This window comes from Deltaproteobacteria bacterium (assembly GCA_016177765.1).
Classification (GTDB): domain Bacteria; phylum UBA10199; class UBA10199; order JACPAL01; family JACOUP01; genus JACOUP01.
Window position 1 is genome coordinate 262,759 of the sequence record JACOUP010000008.1, and the last position, 16,809, is coordinate 279,567.

Annotated in this window: 23 protein-coding genes; 16 read left to right on the plus strand and 7 right to left on the minus strand. The window is 52.8% G+C overall.

Annotated elements, in window-relative coordinates:
• Position 1: 1 nt before the first annotated feature.
• Both HYS22_03645 and HYS22_03650 read right to left on the minus strand, forming a co-directional pair.
• Entirely contained in the window at positions 2 to 1,255 is a 1,254-nt protein-coding gene (locus HYS22_03645; GenBank protein MBI1909241.1) for a competence/damage-inducible protein A, read from the minus strand.
• The gene (locus tag HYS22_03650; GenBank protein MBI1909242.1) at positions 1,252 to 1,698 is read right to left on the minus strand and encodes a phosphatidylglycerophosphatase A; all 447 of its coding nucleotides are present in this window, start codon (positions 1,696 to 1,698) and stop codon (positions 1,252 to 1,254) included. The genes HYS22_03645 and HYS22_03650 overlap by 4 nt, the downstream gene beginning before the upstream one ends.
• 66 nt (positions 1,699 to 1,764) lie before the next feature.
• Here HYS22_03650 and HYS22_03655 point away from each other — a divergent pair, with 66 nt between their 5' ends.
• On the plus strand, positions 1,765 to 2,514 hold the full coding sequence (locus HYS22_03655) for a 3-oxoacyl-ACP reductase FabG (GenBank protein ID MBI1909243.1): 750 nt from the start codon (positions 1,765 to 1,767) through the stop codon (positions 2,512 to 2,514).
• On the opposite strand, the gene HYS22_03660 is transcribed toward HYS22_03655, so the two are convergent.
• Both HYS22_03660 and HYS22_03665 read right to left on the minus strand, forming a co-directional pair.
• Positions 2,511 to 3,251, minus strand: coding sequence for a hypothetical protein (locus HYS22_03660; protein ID MBI1909244.1), 741 nt, complete (start codon positions 3,249 to 3,251; stop codon positions 2,511 to 2,513). The genes HYS22_03655 and HYS22_03660 overlap by 4 nt on opposite strands.
• 46 nt (positions 3,252 to 3,297) lie before the next feature.
• Positions 3,298 to 3,858, minus strand: a complete 561-nt coding sequence (locus HYS22_03665; GenBank protein MBI1909245.1) for a biotin transporter BioY — start codon at positions 3,856 to 3,858, stop codon at positions 3,298 to 3,300.
• Between the two features lie 197 nt (positions 3,859 to 4,055).
• Between HYS22_03665 and HYS22_03670 the strand changes: the two genes are divergently transcribed.
• The 11 genes from HYS22_03670 (at position 4,056) to HYS22_03720 (ending at position 12,667) form a co-directional block, all read left to right on the plus strand.
• Positions 4,056 to 4,301 carry a hypothetical protein gene (locus tag HYS22_03670; protein MBI1909246.1) on the plus strand — a complete coding sequence of 82 codons (246 nt, stop codon included), beginning with the start codon at positions 4,056 to 4,058 and terminating at the stop codon, positions 4,299 to 4,301.
• A gap of 47 nt (positions 4,302 to 4,348) precedes the next feature.
• On the plus strand, positions 4,349 to 4,573 hold the full coding sequence (rpmE, locus tag HYS22_03675) for a 50S ribosomal protein L31 (protein MBI1909247.1): 225 nt from the start codon (positions 4,349 to 4,351) through the stop codon (positions 4,571 to 4,573).
• A gap of 18 nt (positions 4,574 to 4,591) precedes the next feature.
• A complete protein-coding gene (prfA, locus tag HYS22_03680) occupies positions 4,592 to 5,659 on the plus strand; it encodes a peptide chain release factor 1 (GenBank protein MBI1909248.1) in 1,068 nt (355 codons plus the stop codon).
• Between the two features lies 1 nt (position 5,660).
• Positions 5,661 to 6,668: a peptide chain release factor N(5)-glutamine methyltransferase gene (locus HYS22_03685; protein ID MBI1909249.1), complete on the plus strand. Its 1,008-nt coding sequence runs from the start codon at positions 5,661 to 5,663 to the stop codon at positions 6,666 to 6,668.
• 21 nt (positions 6,669 to 6,689) lie between these two features.
• On the plus strand, positions 6,690 to 7,961 hold the full coding sequence (gene murA / locus HYS22_03690) for a UDP-N-acetylglucosamine 1-carboxyvinyltransferase (GenBank protein MBI1909250.1): 1,272 nt from the start codon (positions 6,690 to 6,692) through the stop codon (positions 7,959 to 7,961).
• A complete protein-coding gene (gene hisD, locus HYS22_03695; GenBank protein ID MBI1909251.1) occupies positions 7,957 to 9,177 on the plus strand; it encodes a histidinol dehydrogenase in 1,221 nt (406 codons plus the stop codon). The genes murA and hisD overlap by 5 nt, the downstream gene beginning before the upstream one ends.
• The gene (gene hisB, locus HYS22_03700; protein MBI1909252.1) at positions 9,174 to 9,758 is read left to right on the plus strand and encodes an imidazoleglycerol-phosphate dehydratase HisB; all 585 of its coding nucleotides are present in this window, start codon (positions 9,174 to 9,176) and stop codon (positions 9,756 to 9,758) included. The genes hisD and hisB overlap by 4 nt, the downstream gene beginning before the upstream one ends.
• Positions 9,759 to 10,370 carry an imidazole glycerol phosphate synthase subunit HisH gene (gene hisH, locus HYS22_03705; protein ID MBI1909253.1) on the plus strand — a complete coding sequence of 204 codons (612 nt, stop codon included), beginning with the start codon at positions 9,759 to 9,761 and terminating at the stop codon, positions 10,368 to 10,370.
• A gap of 425 nt (positions 10,371 to 10,795) precedes the next feature.
• Positions 10,796 to 11,506, plus strand: coding sequence for a 1-(5-phosphoribosyl)-5-[(5-phosphoribosylamino)methylideneamino]imidazole-4-carboxamide isomerase (gene hisA, locus HYS22_03710; protein ID MBI1909254.1), 711 nt, complete (start codon positions 10,796 to 10,798; stop codon positions 11,504 to 11,506).
• Positions 11,500 to 12,342 carry an imidazole glycerol phosphate synthase subunit HisF gene (hisF, locus tag HYS22_03715; GenBank protein ID MBI1909255.1) on the plus strand — a complete coding sequence of 281 codons (843 nt, stop codon included), beginning with the start codon at positions 11,500 to 11,502 and terminating at the stop codon, positions 12,340 to 12,342. Before hisA ends, hisF begins: the two co-directional genes overlap by 7 nt.
• Positions 12,245 to 12,667 (plus strand): GIY-YIG nuclease family protein, encoded by a 423-nt coding sequence (locus tag HYS22_03720; protein ID MBI1909256.1) that lies wholly within the window; start codon positions 12,245 to 12,247, stop codon positions 12,665 to 12,667. The genes hisF and HYS22_03720 overlap by 98 nt, the downstream gene beginning before the upstream one ends.
• Before the next feature lie 15 nt (positions 12,668 to 12,682).
• On the opposite strand, the gene HYS22_03725 is transcribed toward HYS22_03720, so the two are convergent.
• Together HYS22_03725 and HYS22_03730 are read right to left on the minus strand one after the other, a co-directional pair.
• Positions 12,683 to 12,904 (minus strand): hypothetical protein, encoded by a 222-nt coding sequence (locus HYS22_03725; protein MBI1909257.1) that lies wholly within the window; start codon positions 12,902 to 12,904, stop codon positions 12,683 to 12,685.
• A 72-nt stretch (positions 12,905 to 12,976) separates the two neighbouring features.
• On the minus strand, positions 12,977 to 13,417 hold the full coding sequence (locus tag HYS22_03730; GenBank protein ID MBI1909258.1) for a hypothetical protein: 441 nt from the start codon (positions 13,415 to 13,417) through the stop codon (positions 12,977 to 12,979).
• A gap of 80 nt (positions 13,418 to 13,497) precedes the next feature.
• Between HYS22_03730 and HYS22_03735 the strand changes: the two genes are divergently transcribed.
• From HYS22_03735 to HYS22_03750, 4 genes are all read left to right on the plus strand, one after another.
• Entirely contained in the window at positions 13,498 to 14,202 is a 705-nt protein-coding gene (locus HYS22_03735) for a hemolysin III family protein (protein MBI1909259.1), read from the plus strand.
• A 78-nt stretch (positions 14,203 to 14,280) separates the two neighbouring features.
• A complete protein-coding gene (locus HYS22_03740) occupies positions 14,281 to 14,793 on the plus strand; it encodes a peptidylprolyl isomerase (GenBank protein MBI1909260.1) in 513 nt (170 codons plus the stop codon).
• A 33-nt stretch (positions 14,794 to 14,826) separates the two neighbouring features.
• Positions 14,827 to 15,204 carry a phosphoribosyl-AMP cyclohydrolase gene (hisI, locus tag HYS22_03745; GenBank protein MBI1909261.1) on the plus strand — a complete coding sequence of 126 codons (378 nt, stop codon included), beginning with the start codon at positions 14,827 to 14,829 and terminating at the stop codon, positions 15,202 to 15,204.
• Positions 15,201 to 15,551 (plus strand): histidine triad nucleotide-binding protein, encoded by a 351-nt coding sequence (locus tag HYS22_03750; GenBank protein ID MBI1909262.1) that lies wholly within the window; start codon positions 15,201 to 15,203, stop codon positions 15,549 to 15,551. Before hisI ends, HYS22_03750 begins: the two co-directional genes overlap by 4 nt.
• Here HYS22_03750 and HYS22_03755 read toward each other — a convergent pair.
• Positions 15,548 to 16,732, minus strand: coding sequence for a hypothetical protein (locus HYS22_03755; protein ID MBI1909263.1), 1,185 nt, complete (start codon positions 16,730 to 16,732; stop codon positions 15,548 to 15,550). The genes HYS22_03750 and HYS22_03755 overlap by 4 nt on opposite strands.
• Between the last annotated feature and the right edge of the window lie 77 nt (positions 16,733 to 16,809).

The following is a 16,809-nucleotide window of genomic DNA, read 5'->3' on the forward strand; positions in this document are numbered from 1 at the left end:
GTCAACTGAGTTTTAGAAGGTGCCGTCGCAACAGGTCCAGCGCCATGAAGGCCGCGACCCTCTTGAACCAGTCCCGGTTGGTCGGGAAGTGAAATTCTTTGGCCTCGGTCCCTTCAGGAGTAGCAAGCCCAATGAAGACTGTCCCAACAACCTTTTCCGCCGTTCCCCCCTCCGGCCCAGCGATACCGGTAATGCCGATCCCGTAAGTGGCGCCGCTCGATTTTCGAATCCCCAAAGCCATCGCCGAGGCGGTCTCTGAACTGACCGCCCCAAAGGTCTTGAGGAGCGCCTCCGGGACCCTCAACAATTCCGTCTTGGATTTATTGCTGTAGGTCACCACCCCTCTCTCAAAATAACGGGAACTGCCCGGGACATCGGTAATCAGACTGGCCAAAAACCCTCCCGTGCAAGACTCCGCCACAGCAAGCGTTGCCTTACAAGCCACCAATAATTCCCCTACCACTTTGGCGAAGGGTGATTCACCCAACGGTTCATCCCCTTCTGCATAAACGGTCGGCCCCAGTCTTTTTCGAATTTCTTTCTCAACAACCCCCACTTTTTTAGCAATCTCCTCTTTTTTCTTTCCCCAGGCGGAAACCTTGAGAAGGATTTCCGGAAATGAAACCCTGTACGCCAGATCAACCCCCGTCAGATCAATCCCCTCCAGCTCATGACCGATCGTTGCCTCCGGCTTGCCAAAACAACGCAGGACCTTCTGGTAAAAACCTCTCTTGTCTTTGTCATTTTTTTGGACCCATGGGAAAACTGTTTCTTCAAACTGTTGTTTCATCTCCCGAGGAACGCCAGGCATAAAGAAAAATTCGGTTCCTTGATAGTGGAGTTGACAACCAGGGGCGGTACCGATCGTATTGGAAATGACTCGCGATCCTTTCAGCAGAAGGGCTTGTTTCTCATTGTTGGGGGTCATTGCCCGGCCGATTTTCTGAAACCGGTCACGGATATTTTGCAACGCCTCTTGATCCATGACCATCGGTAAACTGAAGGCCTTCGCAGCCACTTCCAAAGTAATGTCGTCGGTCGTCGGCCCAAGCCCTCCGGTGACCAAGGCCGCTTCGGAACGCCCAACCGCGGCCAGCAGGGCACGACTGATCTCTTCCGGCTCATCCCGTACCGAGCTGTGTCCATGGAGTTGATGCCCGGCCGACCAGAGTTTTTCGGCGATCCAGGCAAAATTGGTATCAACAATATTTCCGGAGAGGATTTCGTCACCGATGGTGATCACTTCGATCTTCATAACCAGTGCGTGATGGCACGCAGGAGAAGATTGGCGACAAGACCGGCAGCGACATCATCCATCACTACCCCTAACCCACCGGCTAACTTTTTTTCAAGCACCCTGATCGGAAACGGTTTGAAAATATCCAGAACCCTGAAGAAAATGAAACCTAGGATAAGATTTTGAAAACTAAAGGGGAGAAAGGAAACAGCGATCATCATCCCGACCATTTCATCGATCACAATCTTGCCTGAATCCTTTTCCCCAAAGATCCGCTCCGCCTGGGAAGAAATAAAGACCGCTACAAAAAAGAATGTCACTAACGTCAGGACATAGGTCAGAGGAGGAAGGGAATGAAGACAAGTGAAGAGGAGAAGTCCCCAAACAGAACCCAGGGTCCCGCCAGCCGGGGAATAACCGACTCCAAAACCACTGGCCAGCATGATCGTGAGACGTTTCATGTTAAAGTCATCCGCTCTCTAGCATTTCTGCTTGAAATGAGAAACATTTTTCTGTACCACAACCGCATGGTCTTAAAAGACAAAGTTGCCGTGGTCACCGGGGGTGGCCAGGGGATCGGCAAGGCGGTTGCCGAAAAACTGGCGCTGGAAGGAGCCGCCGTCGCCATTTTAGAGATGAATGCGGAGAGCGGCGCCGCAACCGCTACCGCCATTGAACGAACCAAAGGAAAGGCGCTATTTTTTAAAACCGACTGTACAAAGCGGGCCGAGGTGGAATCGGCGGTGCAAGCTATTGTTCAACAATGGCAAAAAGTCGATATCCTGGTCAACAACATCGGTTGGTCGAAAGACAGCTTCTTTATTGAAGAAGATGAGGCGTACTGGGACAAGGTCCTCGACATCTCCCTCAAGGCCTCCATCCTGGTCAGCCATGCCTGTCTGAAAGAGATGGCCAAGCAGGGAGGGGGAAAGATCGTCAATATTTCTTCGGATGCCGGTCGTGTCGGGCAATTACGGGGGGTTGTCTATTCCGCCGCCAAGGGGGGGATTATCGGATTAACGAAGGCGCTCGCGCGAGAAGCGGCCCGCTATAAGATCAGTGTGAACTGCGTCTGCCCCGGCCCGACCGACACCCAGCTTTACAAGGATTGTATCCCGGATAAAATCAAGGAGCAGTTTGTGAATCTAATTCCGTTCCGCAGGATCGCGGAACCTTCTGAAGTGGCCGAGGCGGTCTTTTTCTTCTGTTCCCCCTCCGCCAATTACATCACTGGTCAAGTTCTTTCTGCCTCCGGCGGATTGACTATGGCCGGTTAAGGGGCGCCGCATTCGTTATCGATAGCCGCTGAATAAAGGGATGAAATGCCGGTCACCCCGCTACTGGATGGTCGGCTCGTTTGCACGGCAAGCAGGGCACCCCCTCCATAGATATAGGTCGAAATGTAAAATCCTTTCGGGTCATTGCCTTTATCTTCCGGAATCGAATGCCTGCCTCCCAGATAGACAATATGGATAACCCGATCCAGCTTCTCATTGACAACGACACGGCCGACAACATTCCGTGCAACAAGGGTCCCAAGGGTTCCGGTCCGATACCCTTCAAACAGGATGTAAACATCTCTTCCATCGGTGGCAATCTCGAGCGCCCTGCCAAAATTGGACTGACAAGGTCGAAAATCACCCGGAATTTCTTCTTGCTGCCCCGTAACTAGATTCATTCGAGCCACACTGGTATACTGATATTTTGGAAAACTAGTGTCGGCATTGTTAGTAAAACTGTACCGATAGAGGGTCCCCTGTTCGAGTACCAAGACAGACCGATCACTGATCTGGGGAGGGACTATCCGAATCGCCATCGCAAAGGCACCAGCCACCTTTTCCCTCGCCCCCGGAACCGCAAGCGCCATCCGAAATTCTTCAAAGGTATCCAGCTTGGGTGTGGGACCTCCCCTGGCAATTGTGGCAACCTGCTCTGCCGCTTCCGCGGACAGGCCGAGGGAAGAAACCTCAACCCCCGTACTTATTGGTGACCTGACTGGTCCATCTTGGCCCATAAAACCTCCCGTTGTAGTGAATATCGCCAGGGAGGACCTAAGGTTGCTAGTTTTTTACGCGTAAGGAAGGCAGGGAATAGAGGGAAAAAGCGAGACCAATTTTGAGAAAATCGCCGATCACAAACGGGGTGAAGCCCAAGGCGATCGCCTTGGCCCAATCGATATTTAAAAAGAGCTTGAGCCAAAGGAGACCAGGGACAAAAATGACCTTGGCCGCAACGAAGAAAAGCAAAAGCTGTTGCCACCGTTTGGGGCAACGGTCGATTCCAAAACCGAGCAGGGCGGAGGCGAGGACAAAACCGATCAGATACCCCCCTGTCGCCCCTGTAAAATAACCCCACCCCCCGACCCCACCGGCAAAAAATGGAAGCCCAAGCCCTCCAAAGAGGAGGTAGAACCCGACCATTTCGAGCGAATAATATCGCTTCAAGAAAGCGGCCCCAAGGAGGAGAAAAAGGGTCTGTCCGGTAATCGGTACCGGCGTGAAAGGAAGAGAAACCTTCCATGAGGCCCCAAGCCCGATCAGAACCGCGAACCCCAAGGCCCCGATATGTTTTGAGAAGGCAATTTTCCTGGTTCTTTCAAAGACAAGTTGAACCGCAGACATCCCCCTCCCCTACAAGAAGTTCCCCTTTGTTGTCAAACAGTACCAATTCGGGGTCCTGACCCCCCTAGAAATCTCCCTGTAACCGGAGCCGGAACTGTCTAAAAAATAAAGCCTATTAATTTCAATTAGTTGTAGCTACAATCGGACATCAAAAAAGAGTGTTTTTGGCATGGAAATTGCTTTGTTAATAATACGGTATGTCACCCTCTATTCGCCAATCACCACCCCAAAGTTTTTTGCGCCGGTTTATCGATGCCGTCACCGGCAGGGACCAGGTGCTGGAGGTCAAGTCAAACTCCATGGGGCAGATGGCCCAGCAATCACGCTCCATCGACCGTTTTGAAATGATCGGTTCACCAAACCTCAATTCCCTCGGCACCCAAGGGAGACCACCCGTCGAAGACCCACAAATCCTCGCCTATCTGGATAAAGTCGCCAAATAAATTCCCCCTTGCCACGCCCCAAACCCCATGTTAGAGGCCCCTCCTCTATGAGAGAGAAGATTCATCCCCAATATCATGACGTGAAGGTCGCCTGCGCCTGCGGCAACATCATTGAGACCGCCTCGACGGTCAAGGATATCTCGGTCACCATTTGCGCCAAATGCCACCCCTTCTTTACCGGCAAACACAAGCTGATCGATACCGCCGGACGTGTGGAACGGTTCCAGAAGCGTTACGCCAAGAAGCCAGAAGTGAAAGCCAAAAAACATTAGTCTTTTTCCGCTCATAAAATGTTTCAAAAATTAGACGAGGTTGAAAAGAAATTCGATTCACTCTCAGAACGTCTGAGCGACCCGAAGGTGATTGGCGACCCCTCCCAATACCGAAAACTCTCCAAGGAGCATGCCTCGCTCAAGGAATTGATTGAAACCTACCGCCGTTACAAAAAAATTCTGAAAGAGTCCGAGGAAAACAAGACGCTTCTCCTGGAAAAAGACGAGGAGCTTAAAAAAATGGCAAAGGAGGAATCGCTCCGGTTGCAAACCAAAAGAGAAGCGGTGCAGGAAAAACTGAAGCTCCTCCTCCTGCCGAAAGACCCGAACGACGAAAAAAATATCCTCCTTGAAATCCGGGCCGGCACCGGGGGGGACGAAGCCGCCCTGTTCGCGGCCGACCTTTTCCGGATGTACTCCAAATATGCGGAGACCCGGGGGTGGCGCGTGGAACTGATGGATTCCAGCCCGACAGGGATCGGCGGTCTCAAAGAGGTCATCGCCCTCATCTCCGGACAGAATGTCTACAGTGACTTGAAGTATGAAAGCGGCATCCACCGGGTTCAGCGTGTCCCAAAAACCGAAACCTCCGGCCGGATTCACACCTCCGCCGTCACCGTCGCCGTCTTGGCCGAAGCGGACGACCTCGATGTGCAAATCGACGAAAAAGATTTGACGATCGATGTCTTTCGCGCCTCTGGCCCTGGCGGTCAAGGGGTCAACACAACCGATTCCGCTGTTCGGATCACGCATAAATTATCCGGACTCGTCGTGGTCTGCCGGGATGAACGGTCCCAGATTAAAAACAGGGCAAAGGCGATGAAGATTCTCAAAGCCCGCCTCCTCGAGATGGAACAGAAGAAACAGGAAGAGGCAGAATCCAAGGTGAGAAAATCGATGGTCGGTTCCGGGGACCGGAGCGAAAAGATCCGGACCTATAATTTTCCGCAAAATCGTCTGACCGATCACCGGGTCGGGCTCACCCTGCACCAACTGGACCATCTGATGGAGGGGCATTTGGAAGAGGTCATATCGCCTCTCAGAAATTATTTTCAGGCGGAGGCCCTCAAGGCGGCCCAAGAGTAGCGTGCCTGAGACACCCCCCCAGTGGACCATCCTTTCACTCCTCCAAGAAACAACCCCCTACTTTGAAAAAAAGGGGATCCCGAATCCCCGCCTGGATGCCGAACTCCTCCTGGCCGCCGTGTTAGAGATTGGGAGGATCGATCTCTATACCAGCCACGATAAAAAAGTTTCAGAAAAAAATCTTGCCCGATTTAAAGAGCTGATTGCGCGCCGTGCTGAACGGGAACCACTCCAATACATTCTGGGGGAGACGGAATTCTGGGGACTCAAAATAAAGGTGACACCGGATGTGCTGATTCCAAGGCCGGAGACTGAGCTGTTGGTGGAAAAGGCATTGCAACAGGCAGGGGATGGACTGTCTGGTACCGATAATCGATTTTGCTCAGACGCCGCAAAATCGTTATCTGCACTCTCGGCCCGATTAAAACCAGAAGGCTTTTGTGAATCGGGCCTGCGAGAGCTACCATCCAATCCATCCCCTGCCTGGCGAATTCTCGACATAGGCACCGGCTCCGGTTGCATCGCCATTGCCCTCGCCAAAAATCTTCCGAGATCTAAGATCACAGCAACCGACATCTCCGCAAAGGCGTTGGAACTGGCCCGAGGAAATGCTCGGAGGAACAGGGTGGAAAATCAGATTGAATGGATCAAGACCGACCTGTTTCCTACAAGAAAGGGCGGGACAAGTCCCGCCCCTACACCTTTATATGATCTCATTATTTCTAACCCCCCTTACATCGCCGAGACCGAGTTTGCCGGACTCCAACCGGAGGTTCGGGATTACGAACCGAGAGAGGCCCTGCTCGGCGGGAGAGACGGCCTGGCGATAATCCGCAGGATCCTTGCCAAGGCCGCTTCTTATCTAAAACCGGAAGGAGTTCTCATCCTTGAGATTGGAGAAAAACAAAAGGAGTCCCTTCAAAGGGAACAACAGAATTGGTCTTTTTCAAAAATGACCTTTCTAAAGGACTATCAGGGAATCGATAGGATCCTGATTGCCAAACGGTAAATTTTATATAAAGAACGGCTGATGGACAAGATTGTTATTAAAGGAGAGCGCCCCCTAAAGGGCAAAGTTAAAATCAGCGGGGCCAAGAATTCCGCCCTGCCGATCCTGTTTGCCTCCATCCTCACTGAAGGCTGGAATACCTTTCACAACATCCCCAATCTCCGGGATATCCAAACCACAACCCAACTCCTGGAATTCTTCGGGATGAAATTAAAAAATGGCTGGATCAATCATACCGGCGACTTTTGTGTAACCGCCAATGGTTTTCACAGCCACGAGGCCCCTTACGAACTGGTCCGGACGATGAGGGCCTCCGTTCTGGCTCTTGGCCCCCTGCTCTCCCGTCTCGGCAAGGCCAAGGTCTCCCTGCCGGGCGGTTGTGCCATCGGGGCGCGCCCGATTAACCTCCACCTGAAAGGACTCGAACAGATGGGGGCAAAGATAGAAATTGAAGGGGGATACGTCAATGCCACCGCCAAAAAACTGCATGGGGCAAGGGTCAATTTTGATACCGTCACCGTCACCGGGACCGAAAACCTGATGATGGCCGCCACCCTTGCCGACGGAGAAACAATTTTGGAGAACGCCGCTCAGGAACCGGAGGTGGTCGATCTGGCTCATGCGTTGATCAAGATGGGAGCTCGAATCGACGGGGCCGGGACAAAAACAATCCGGATTGAAGGGGTGCCCGAGTTGAGAGGTGTAGAACATACCGTCATCCCTGATCGGGTCGAAGCGGCCACATTCATGATGGCCTCCGCCATTACGGGGGGAAATATTCTGATCGAAAACACTCACTCCTCCGACCTGGAATCACTCATCGCCAAACTGACCGAGACGGGTGTCAAGATCCGACAGGAAAAGGAAGGGCTCCGGGTCGAGGGACCCAAGAAACTGAAGGCGGCCGATATCACTACCGCCCCCTTTCCCGGTTTCGCCACTGATTTTCAGGCGCAGTTTATGGCCTGCATGACGGTTGCCGAAGGGAATTCAACCATCACAGAAACAATTTTTGAAAACCGTTTCATGCATGCCCTGGAAATGATCCGGATGGGGGCCAATATCAAGATCGAGGGAAAGACAGCGATCGTCAGCGGCACCAAGAAACTCTCCGGCGCCCCGGTCATGGCCTCCGACCTCCGCGCCTCAGCCGCCTTGATCCTCGCCGGACTCACCGCCGATGGGATCACCGAGATTCACCGTGTCTATCATATCGACCGTGGTTACGAAAAGATTGAAAAGAAACTCCGCAAACTCGGAGCAAAACTCAAACGAGTAAAGGTGAAATATTAACCGGTCCGTTACAAAAATAGTCCTCCAGATCCTTTCCAGGGTCCAAAAAGAGGGGGACAAGGCCCTTATCGGCTACACACGGCGTTTTGACAGGCTCCCAAAATCTCACCATCTCGAAGTCACTGGCAAGGAACGGAGGGAGGCTTGGCGAAAAGCCGACCCTGTCATCGTACAGGCCTTAAAAAAAGCGGCCAAACGGATCCGCCATTTCCACGAGCACCAAAAATCAGTCCTTTTCAAAAAACAGTGGGGTTATACCCTTGAGGGAATCCGTATCGGCCAAAAGTGCGAACCGATCAGCCGAGTTGGTATCTACGTCCCTGGTGGACGGGCCACCTACCCTTCGACGGTCCTGATGAATAGCATCCCCGCCAAGGTGGCCGGAGTCAACGAGCTGATCATGGCCTCTCCCTGGCCAGGCGGAGTCGTTAATCCCTACACCCTCATCGCCGCAGAACTTGCCGGCGTCGATCGCCTCTTCAAGATCGGAGGGGCTCAAGCGGTGGCGGCCTTAGCCTTTGGAACGCAATCGATCCCAAAGGTGGACAAGATTGTCGGCCCCGGAAACATTTTTGTGGCGACGGCCAAAAGACTGGTCTTTGGTCAGGTGGGGATTGACATGATCGCCGGACCGACGGAGGTCGTCATCATCGCCGACGAATCGGCCCGCGCCGACTGGGTCGCCTCTGACCTCATCAGTCAGGCGGAACATGACCCGGAGGCGAGGGCGATTTTAATCTCCCCCTCTTCAACGCTGATCCGGAATGTAAAAAGGGAAGTAGAACGATCCGTCCCCCGGTCGCCGCGAAAAAAGATCCTGGAGGCCTCCTTTGAAAATCATGGGCGCTGTCTTCGGGTGAAAAATCTGAAAGAGGCCTGCGAAAAGGCAAACCGGTTGGCCCCCGAACATCTGGTCTTGATGACCCGGTCCCCCCGAAAAATTTTGCCGCTTGTGAAAAACGCCGGCGCCATTTTTCTGGGCCACTATTCCCCCGTCGCTTTGGGGGACTACGCCGCCGGGCCGAACCATGTCCTGCCAACCGCCGCCACTGCCCGATTTTCATCACCATTGGGGGTCGGTGATTTTTTAAAATCGTCCAGCCTGATTGAGGCCTCCGCCCAAGGGTTGGCCAAGATCACACCGATGATTGAAAAATTGGCCCTCGTCGAGGGATTGACGGGTCACGCCGAATCTGTCAGAGTGAGATCTCGATGAGAAAAGTCAACGTCTCTCGAAAGACCAAAGAAACCTCGATTGTCCTTGAATTGAACCTCGACGGCAAGGGGAGCTACTCGATCCGAACGCCGATCCCCTTTTTAAATCATATGCTGGAACTCTTTACCAAGCATGGTCTCTTTGACCTTAAACTCAAGGCGACCGGCGACACCCATGTGGATGACCACCACCTGGTCGAAGATATCGGGATCGTCCTTGGCGAGGCGTTCAAGAAGGGATTGGGAGACAAGAAAGGGATCTCCCGGTACGGCTTTTTCACGTTGCCGATGGATGAGACCCTGGCCTCTGTCACCATTGATTTTTCAGGACGGCCGGCCTTTGTTTACAATGTCCCGATCCGAAAGGGAAAGATTAAAACTTTCGATCTGGAACTGGTGGAACACTTTTTCGAGGCATTTATCAATACCGCGCAGGTCAACCTGCATATCAATGTTCCGTATGGACGGATCAAACACCATATCGTTGAAGGGATCTTCAAGGCCTGGTCTCGTGCTACCCGACAAGCGGTGCAAAAAGATTCTCGAATCAAGGGAGTTGCCTCCACAAAGGGTCGTTTGTAGATGATCGCCGTTGTCGATTACGGCATGGGGAATTTGAGAAGCGTTGCCAAGGCGCTGGAAACGGTCAGGGCCACGGTTGAGATCACCAGGGATCCCAAAAAAATTAAAACAGCGGACCGGCTGGTACTGCCGGGGGTCGGCGCCTTTGCCGACTGCATGGCAAACCTCAAGAAATTTTCCCTGATCGAACCGCTTAAGGAGTTTATTGCCAGTGGCCGCCCTTTTTTGGGGGTCTGTCTGGGGCTTCAACTCCTGTTTGAAGAGGGAGAAGAGTTTGGCCGGCACGAGGGACTAGGGATCCTCAAAGGAAAAGTGGTCCGCTTAAGCCTTCCGGCAACACTCAAAATTCCTCATATGGGGTGGAATCAGATCAAGAAGAAAAAAGAAAATGCTCTTTTAAAAAATATCAAGGACGGGACAGATTTTTATTTCGTTCATTCTTACGTTGTTGTTCCAAAAGAAAAATCGGTGATTGCCACAACCACTCACTATGGCGGGGAGTTTGTCTCGAGCGTTGCCAAAGACAACCTCTTCGCCTGCCAGTTTCACCCGGAGAAAAGTCAGGCGGCAGGCCTTAAATTGCTCGAAGCCTTCGCAACAGGCAAAGTATAAAACCCTCCATCATGAGCGCCCCTTTGCCGGAGAGAAAGCTGTTATAGAGCGCCCCAACCGATTTCTCCTGAGGGGATGACACCCGACTGACCAAGACCCCTGATTTGATCCTGAATGGACTCATACGGTTCGTGACCTCTTTCTTAACATTGTGCGTTATACTGATCCTTAACAACCTCATTTATCGTTAATTCGTTGAAATCAGTTGCCTAAAAAATGACGCGTTGAGTAGATAATCATCAAAAAGCGATTTGTCAAGATCATTAATAGTATTAAAAGATGTATAATTAAACTTAATAAGAAATAATTTATTGTTATTTGAAGGATGCGACGCGTTACAACTCCCCTCCCTAATAGGACCTTGGGTGAATCACCTTGGGTGAATCACCCCTTGTCAGTCGGCCCAAAAAATTTATAATGATCTCGTGATCCTTTATCCCGCTATTGATATCAAAGAGGGCAAGGCAGTTCGGCTCACCCAAGGGGAGTTTGCAAAGGTCAAGGTCTATTTTGACAACCCACTCGAGGCGGCTCGAAAATGGGTCGCCGCCGGGGCCGAATGGCTTCATGTCGTCGATCTGGATGGGGCCCTCTCCGGGGAACCGAAGAATACCTCATTCCTCGAGGCGATCCTCCAGTCGGTCTCTGTCCCGGTACAGATCGGTGGAGGGATTCGGAACGAAGAGATCGCAGAGATTTACCTGACCCTCGGGGCCGGAAGAATTGTCATCGGAACGGCCGCGATTGAAGACCCGGACCTGATTCAGGTTTTGTGCGAAGGGTATCCGGATCGTGTCGCCGTCGGGATTGACGCCAAAGAGGGAAAGGTCGCGGTGAAAGGTTGGCGGGAAACCTCCGACCAGACAGCCATCGCCCTCGCCCAGCATTGCGAAGAGGTCGGGGCGACACAGATTATTTACACCGATATCCAACGGGACGGGATGATGAGCGGCCCCAATTTTGAGGCCCTGGAAAAAATGAGGGAGGCGGTCGGGATTGAAATCATCGCCTCCGGAGGGATTTCTTCACTGGAGGATTTGAAACGATTGAAAGAGATTGGCATCGAAGGAGCGATTTTGGGGAAGGCGTTGTACGAAGGAAAAATTGATCTAAAGGAGGCTTTGAAAATTTGCTGACCAAACGGATCATCCCCTGCCTGGATGTCAAAGAAGGGCGTGTTGTGAAAGGGACAAAATTCCTAAATCTTCGCGACGCCGGGGATCCGGTCGCCGTGGCCGAGGAGTATGACCGCCAAGGGGCGGATGAATTGGTGTTTCTCGATATCACCGCCTCTCACGAAAAGAGAAACATTATTCTGCATGTCGTTCAAAAAACCGCGGAGAAGGTTTTTATGCCTTTAACGGTCGGCGGGGGTATTCGAACCTTGCAAAATATCCGTGATCTTTTGAATGCCGGCGCCGACAAGGTCTCGATCAATACGGCCGCCGTGGAAAACCCGGAATTTGTGCGCGAGGCCTGCCGAAAGTTCGGGAGCCAGTGCCTTGTGGTGGCGATTGACGCGAAACAAGTCGCCACGAGTGAGCGGGTCCTGTCTCAGGTTCCGCCCAGCCGTGCTCACCCGTTCCGCTCGGCCGGGCGCCCGACCTTCGCCACCCGCTCGTCTAAGTGGGAAGTGTACACCCACGGCGGCCGAAGGCCGACCGGTCTGGATGCGTTGGAATGGTCCAAAAAGATGGCAGAATTCGGCGCCGGGGAAATCTTGCTGACCAGCATGGACCGCGACGGGACCAAAGAAGGGTACGATCTGGAACTGACCCGTGCCGTGAGTGAAGCGGTCGGCATCCCGATCATCGCCTCCGGTGGCGTCGGCACCTTGGAACACCTCTACGAAGGGTTTGTCAAAGGCAAGGCGGATGCAGTGCTGGCCGCCTCGATCTTTCACGAAAAACAATATACCGTTGCCGATACCAAAAAATACCTTGCGGGAAGAAAAGTCCCTGTCCGCATCTAAAAAACTGGCCGTGACCCGCTACTTCGTTTACATCCTCGAAGCGTCCAAGGGTGGTTCCCCCAACGGTCACTATTACATTGGTTATACAACCAATCTAAAAAGACGGATGGGGGAACACCGGAGCGGCAAGGGTTCCAAGTTCGTACGGGCCTTCGGCTTTAAGAAACTCCTCTATTCTGAGACCCACCCGACCCGATCAGCCGCCATGAAACGGGAGGCCCAGCTCAAAACCTGGACCCGCGCCCAGAAAGAGGCGTTGGTGAAGGGAAAAATCAAGGCAACTCTTCCAAATTCAAGACGAGAATCCCGGCATCATGCCGGTTAAGGCTTGTCAAACATATCAAGAATACACAGACATCTTCGGAGGAGTCCCTTCGCCAAACCTTTGGATATCGAAGACAGAATGTGCCGTTGCCCCCACCGGAAGAGAGGCCTTGGCGGAACTGAACAGGATTTTGGCCGGCAGGAACCTCGGCCCAGCCATCACCCCCACCTTTGAACCGGTGGCTGAAGAAAAACCAAAAAGGACTCCTCCCCTGTATCTCCGTATTCTTTCAGCCATCTGCTATCTAAGTCTTGTTGAAGGCTGGAAACCAAAATTCTGCGAAATCCGTCCGACTGACTACTGAAGGGGCTACTCTTTCCCCAATAGTGTCTTCCGGGCAGTCTTGAGCGCTTCCTGAAGAGGATTTAGAAGTTCCGGGTCCATCACCCAGGTCCGGCTACTCCCTGAGTAGTAGTAACTCATAAAGACGGCCTCTGAACCATCTTCCATCTTTTCCACAGAGACAATAATCCAGCTCTCCGATTCATGCCCTTTGGTTTTGGCACGACTGACAAGTGCCGGGTCCTCAAAGGCCAAGACCGGATAATCACTAAAGGCCCATTTTTGAAACTTGCGGAGACGGTTCTGTTCCACCGCCTGCTTGAGCAGGGCGTACATATCCTGCGGAGGCTTATTCCCCGCTGGAAGGGTACAATCCTGTTCGATTTCAACCCTTCCCCCCGGTTGCAGGTATTGATTGCAATAGAGCTTCGGGGCCGGTTTTGCCGGTGTCGTTCCACCATCTGCCATAGGAACCTCCGTCGTTCGGAGTTCTTCGGCAGGCCGAAGTGCGAGTTGCTAATTTTATCGCCTTATACTACCTCTCACTCATGGGATTTTTGACCCGCCCCCTCCTAGAGAGAAAATTGAGCAAGGATGGGAGTCGGCATGTCACCGACGAGGTGGCGGCGACACTTATTTCGCTGACCGGTTCTCTTCTTTCTATCTTGGGGTGCGCCCTCCTCATCGTCCCGGCCTTGATGGCCGGCAAGGTCTGGCACCTTCTTGGGTTTACCTTCTACGGCTTCGGTCTCTTGAACCTTTTTGTCTGGAGCAGTCTCCACCACGGGATTGATTCGAGTGAAAAAGTGGAATACCTCCTGCGAGAGTTCGACTACTACGCCATCTTCATCCTGATCGCCGGGACCTTTACCCCCTTTTGCCTGATCCTGCTCCGCAACAGAACCGGCTGGATTCTCCTCACCACCGTTTGGGTCGCCGCCTTTATCGGGATTATCCTGAAGGCGACCCGCCCCAACATCCCCAAGTGGTTTTTGGTGGTCTACTACACGATCATGGGGTGGCTTTCCGTCCCGCTCTTCCCGGCAATCATCCGTGAAATAGGGTGGAGAGGACTGATCGGTTTGGCCTTGGGGGGGCTCTTTTTCATGGTCGGTTCCCTCTTTTTCTATCTGGAAAAACCGAACCCCTGGCCCGGCCGGTTCGGGTTTCATGAAATCTGGCATCTTTTTGTCCTGGCCGGCACCACGAGCCACTTTTTAACAATTTACCTCACCCTCTTGCCCCTTCCTTAACAATATGCTACAAGGGCCGACATGAAAAACCTCATCCTAACAATCGCCGTTCTCTTAACCCTCACAGGAGCGTGGACCATGACCGAGGCCCAAACCAAGAAGTTCTCCGCACCGACACAACCGACAGTCAACGGAGGCAAAAAATATTCCGCCGTGATCCACACCGCGAAGGGGGAGATCAAGCTGGACCTTTTTGCCAAGGAGGCGCCGCTCTCCGTCACCAATTTTATCCAGCTCGCCAAGGGGGGATTCTACAACGGCCTCACCTTTCACCGGGTGGTTCCTAATTTTGTGATCCAAGGGGGCGACCCGCAAGGGAATGGAAGCGGCGGGCCCGGCTATACCGTCAAGGCGGAGATTCAAGGGAATCCCCACAAACATGTTGAAGGGGCCCTGGCCTGGGCGCGTCTGGGGGATGAGGTCAACCCGAAGCGTGATTCTTCCGGAAGCCAGTTTTATATCACCCTTGCACCAACCCCGTTTCTGGATAACCAGTACACCGTCTTCGGCCAGACAACCTCCGGCATGGATGTCGTGAAAAAAATTGCGGTCGGCGACAAGATTCAGTCGGTTGAAATTGTAGAAAAATGATGTAGGGGCGGCCTGCGTGGCCCCCCACAAATCATGATTCCCTCGGAAATCAAATTTGACGATCAAGGCCTTGTGGCGGCGATTATTCAAGATGCCGGAAACGGAGAGGTGCTGATGTTCGCCTTCATGAACCGGGAGGCGCTCGAAAAAACAGTTGCCGGCCCTTACGTCACCTTCTATTCCCGTTCGCGCAAAAAACTGTGGGTCAAGGGGGAGGAGTCCGGTCATACCCAGCAGGTGAAAGAAATTTTTTACGATTGCGATGGGGACTGTCTGCTGATCAAGGTGGACCAGAAGGTCGCCGCCTGCCACGAAGGGTACCGGAGCTGTTTTTTTCGAAAAGTGGAAAAGGGAACAATCAAGGTCGTTGGTAAAAAAATATTCGACCCGAAACAAACTTATAAAAAATGACCGCTGACTGTATTTTCTGCCAGATTGCCGCAAAAAAAATCCCGGTGCCGTTGGTGCATGAGGATGAGACGGTCGTCGCGATCAAGGACAAATTCCCCCAGGCACCGGTCCACCTGCTCGTCATCCCCAAAAAACATGTCACGGGCCTAAACGAACTTTCCGAAAAGGAACTGTCGCTCATCTCCCATATCTTTTCCGTTGCTCAAAAACTCTCGCGCCAGTTCAAGATTGCGGAACCGGGTTACCGGACCGTCTTCAACACAAATCCCCAAGGGGGGCAGTCGGTCTTTCACCTCCACCTCCATATCCTTGGTGGAAAACAGTTGGGCCCTTCGATGGTTGGCTAGAGAAGAAATTTTAAGGCAAAGGTGATCGCCAGAAGAAATGCGGCGATCGCGGTCAGGTAGGTCAGGATAATAAACCATCGTGGCTTGCCCGGCATGGTGCGATCCCGTCTTTTCGCCGGTCCCAAAAACCAGGGGACAAAAAAGGGAACGCCACTCTCTTCGTCGTCCCCTAAACCAAAACCTTTCTTTTTCTTTCGCCCAAAGAGGGCGGACAACAGCCCCCCTTTTTTGCGAAGCGGTTCTCCAGTCCCAACGATCTCTCCCTGGTCCCGTGTTCTCTCCGGTCCATACTTTTCCTGAAGATTGAGATCCCTCAGGGCCAAATTTTGCGCCTGAGACGAAATATTTAAGAAACTATTCATCTGCTCCCTGGCCTGGGCAACACCCCGCGCCGCAAGATCGGCCGGCTCCGGTTTGACCGGCTTGTGGGAGAGGGCGGTGTAGGTGACCTCACTGCCGGTCGTGACCAGACCTGGGGCGATCGCCTCACCCGGAGTGAGATTGGCGAGCGTTGTCGTCATCCCCTCAGAGGTCATCAGCAGACGGGCAAATTTATCCATCTTGCCGCTCGTCATCAGGAGATCGGAGACAACGCTCTGCCCGAAGAGGCCGCGAAAAATCATCTCCTTAATACCCTCCAGCGTCGCCGTTTTTTCAAAGGCAAAGGGGCTCATTTTTTCAAAGAAGGTGGACCATTCCGTTTGCGATTTTTTCCCAAAAACCAGACGGCCGGACGGTTGCTCTTCCCCCAGCGACAACCCCTTGGTGAACCGAGCGACAAAGATCTTTTCGAAGGAGGAGAGCTCCCGCCCCTCCCCTTTCTCCCCCCCCTCTTTCACCTCTTTCTGGATCTTCCCCGGGTTCACCGCCACCAACTTTCCTTCTTTCACGGAATAGGTGGTCTTCGCCTCCGGGGTCGAAGCCCCCTTGGGTGAATCACCCTTCGGCAAATTCTGTTTGATCAGATCGACAATATTTCCACCTCGGTCTTGTCGGGAAATAAACCGTTGCATGGCCTGAATAACACTGCGCGGCAACGTCGGCCGGTAGGCATCCTGGATCCTCACGGCAGGAATTGTAGAAACGGGCGCGGCAGGTACCCCCTCGTGAGGTCCAGCCGGTTTAACCTCAGGAGAGAGAGAAGGAGAGATCGGTGGTTTTGTGGGAGGATCAACAGCCATAGTATTTTACAATTATAATCAAATTATCGGTCAAAGGCACCTGTTTTGTTGCTAACACTCTGTGTTGCTAAACCGAT

What these genes read in the sequence shown, in the direction of transcription:
- HYS22_03665 (MBI1909245.1), bottom strand. Translation starts at nt 3,858, where the DNA reads ATGTCTGCGGTTCAACTTGTCTTTGAAAGAACCAGGAAAATTGCCTTC.
- HYS22_03755 (MBI1909263.1), bottom strand. Translation starts at nt 16,732, where the DNA reads ATGGCTGTTGATCCTCCCACAAAACCACCGATCTCTCCTTCTCTCTCT.
- HYS22_03740 (MBI1909260.1), top strand. Translation starts at nt 14,281, where the DNA reads ATGACCGAGGCCCAAACCAAGAAGTTCTCCGCACCGACACAACCGACA.
- rpmE (MBI1909247.1), top strand. Translation starts at nt 4,349, where the DNA reads ATGAGAGAGAAGATTCATCCCCAATATCATGACGTGAAGGTCGCCTGC.
- HYS22_03750 (MBI1909262.1), top strand. Translation starts at nt 15,201, where the DNA reads ATGACCGCTGACTGTATTTTCTGCCAGATTGCCGCAAAAAAAATCCCG.
- HYS22_03730 (MBI1909258.1), bottom strand. Translation starts at nt 13,417, where the DNA reads ATGGCAGATGGTGGAACGACACCGGCAAAACCGGCCCCGAAGCTCTAT.
- HYS22_03660 (MBI1909244.1), bottom strand. Translation starts at nt 3,251, where the DNA reads ATGGGCCAAGATGGACCAGTCAGGTCACCAATAAGTACGGGGGTTGAG.
- hisH (MBI1909253.1), top strand. Translation starts at nt 9,759, where the DNA reads ATGATCGCCGTTGTCGATTACGGCATGGGGAATTTGAGAAGCGTTGCC.
- HYS22_03650 (MBI1909242.1), bottom strand. Translation starts at nt 1,698, where the DNA reads ATGAAACGTCTCACGATCATGCTGGCCAGTGGTTTTGGAGTCGGTTAT.
- hisI (MBI1909261.1), top strand. Translation starts at nt 14,827, where the DNA reads ATGATTCCCTCGGAAATCAAATTTGACGATCAAGGCCTTGTGGCGGCG.
- HYS22_03720 (MBI1909256.1), top strand. Translation starts at nt 12,245, where the DNA reads ATGCAGTGCTGGCCGCCTCGATCTTTCACGAAAAACAATATACCGTTG.
- murA (MBI1909250.1), top strand. Translation starts at nt 6,690, where the DNA reads ATGGACAAGATTGTTATTAAAGGAGAGCGCCCCCTAAAGGGCAAAGTT.
- HYS22_03725 (MBI1909257.1), bottom strand. Translation starts at nt 12,904, where the DNA reads ATGGCTGAAAGAATACGGAGATACAGGGGAGGAGTCCTTTTTGGTTTT.
- HYS22_03645 (MBI1909241.1), bottom strand. Translation starts at nt 1,255, where the DNA reads ATGAAGATCGAAGTGATCACCATCGGTGACGAAATCCTCTCCGGAAAT.
- HYS22_03670 (MBI1909246.1), top strand. Translation starts at nt 4,056, where the DNA reads ATGTCACCCTCTATTCGCCAATCACCACCCCAAAGTTTTTTGCGCCGG.
- HYS22_03735 (MBI1909259.1), top strand. Translation starts at nt 13,498, where the DNA reads ATGGGATTTTTGACCCGCCCCCTCCTAGAGAGAAAATTGAGCAAGGAT.
- hisB (MBI1909252.1), top strand. Translation starts at nt 9,174, where the DNA reads ATGAGAAAAGTCAACGTCTCTCGAAAGACCAAAGAAACCTCGATTGTC.
- prfA (MBI1909248.1), top strand. Translation starts at nt 4,592, where the DNA reads ATGTTTCAAAAATTAGACGAGGTTGAAAAGAAATTCGATTCACTCTCA.
- HYS22_03655 (MBI1909243.1), top strand. Translation starts at nt 1,765, where the DNA reads ATGGTCTTAAAAGACAAAGTTGCCGTGGTCACCGGGGGTGGCCAGGGG.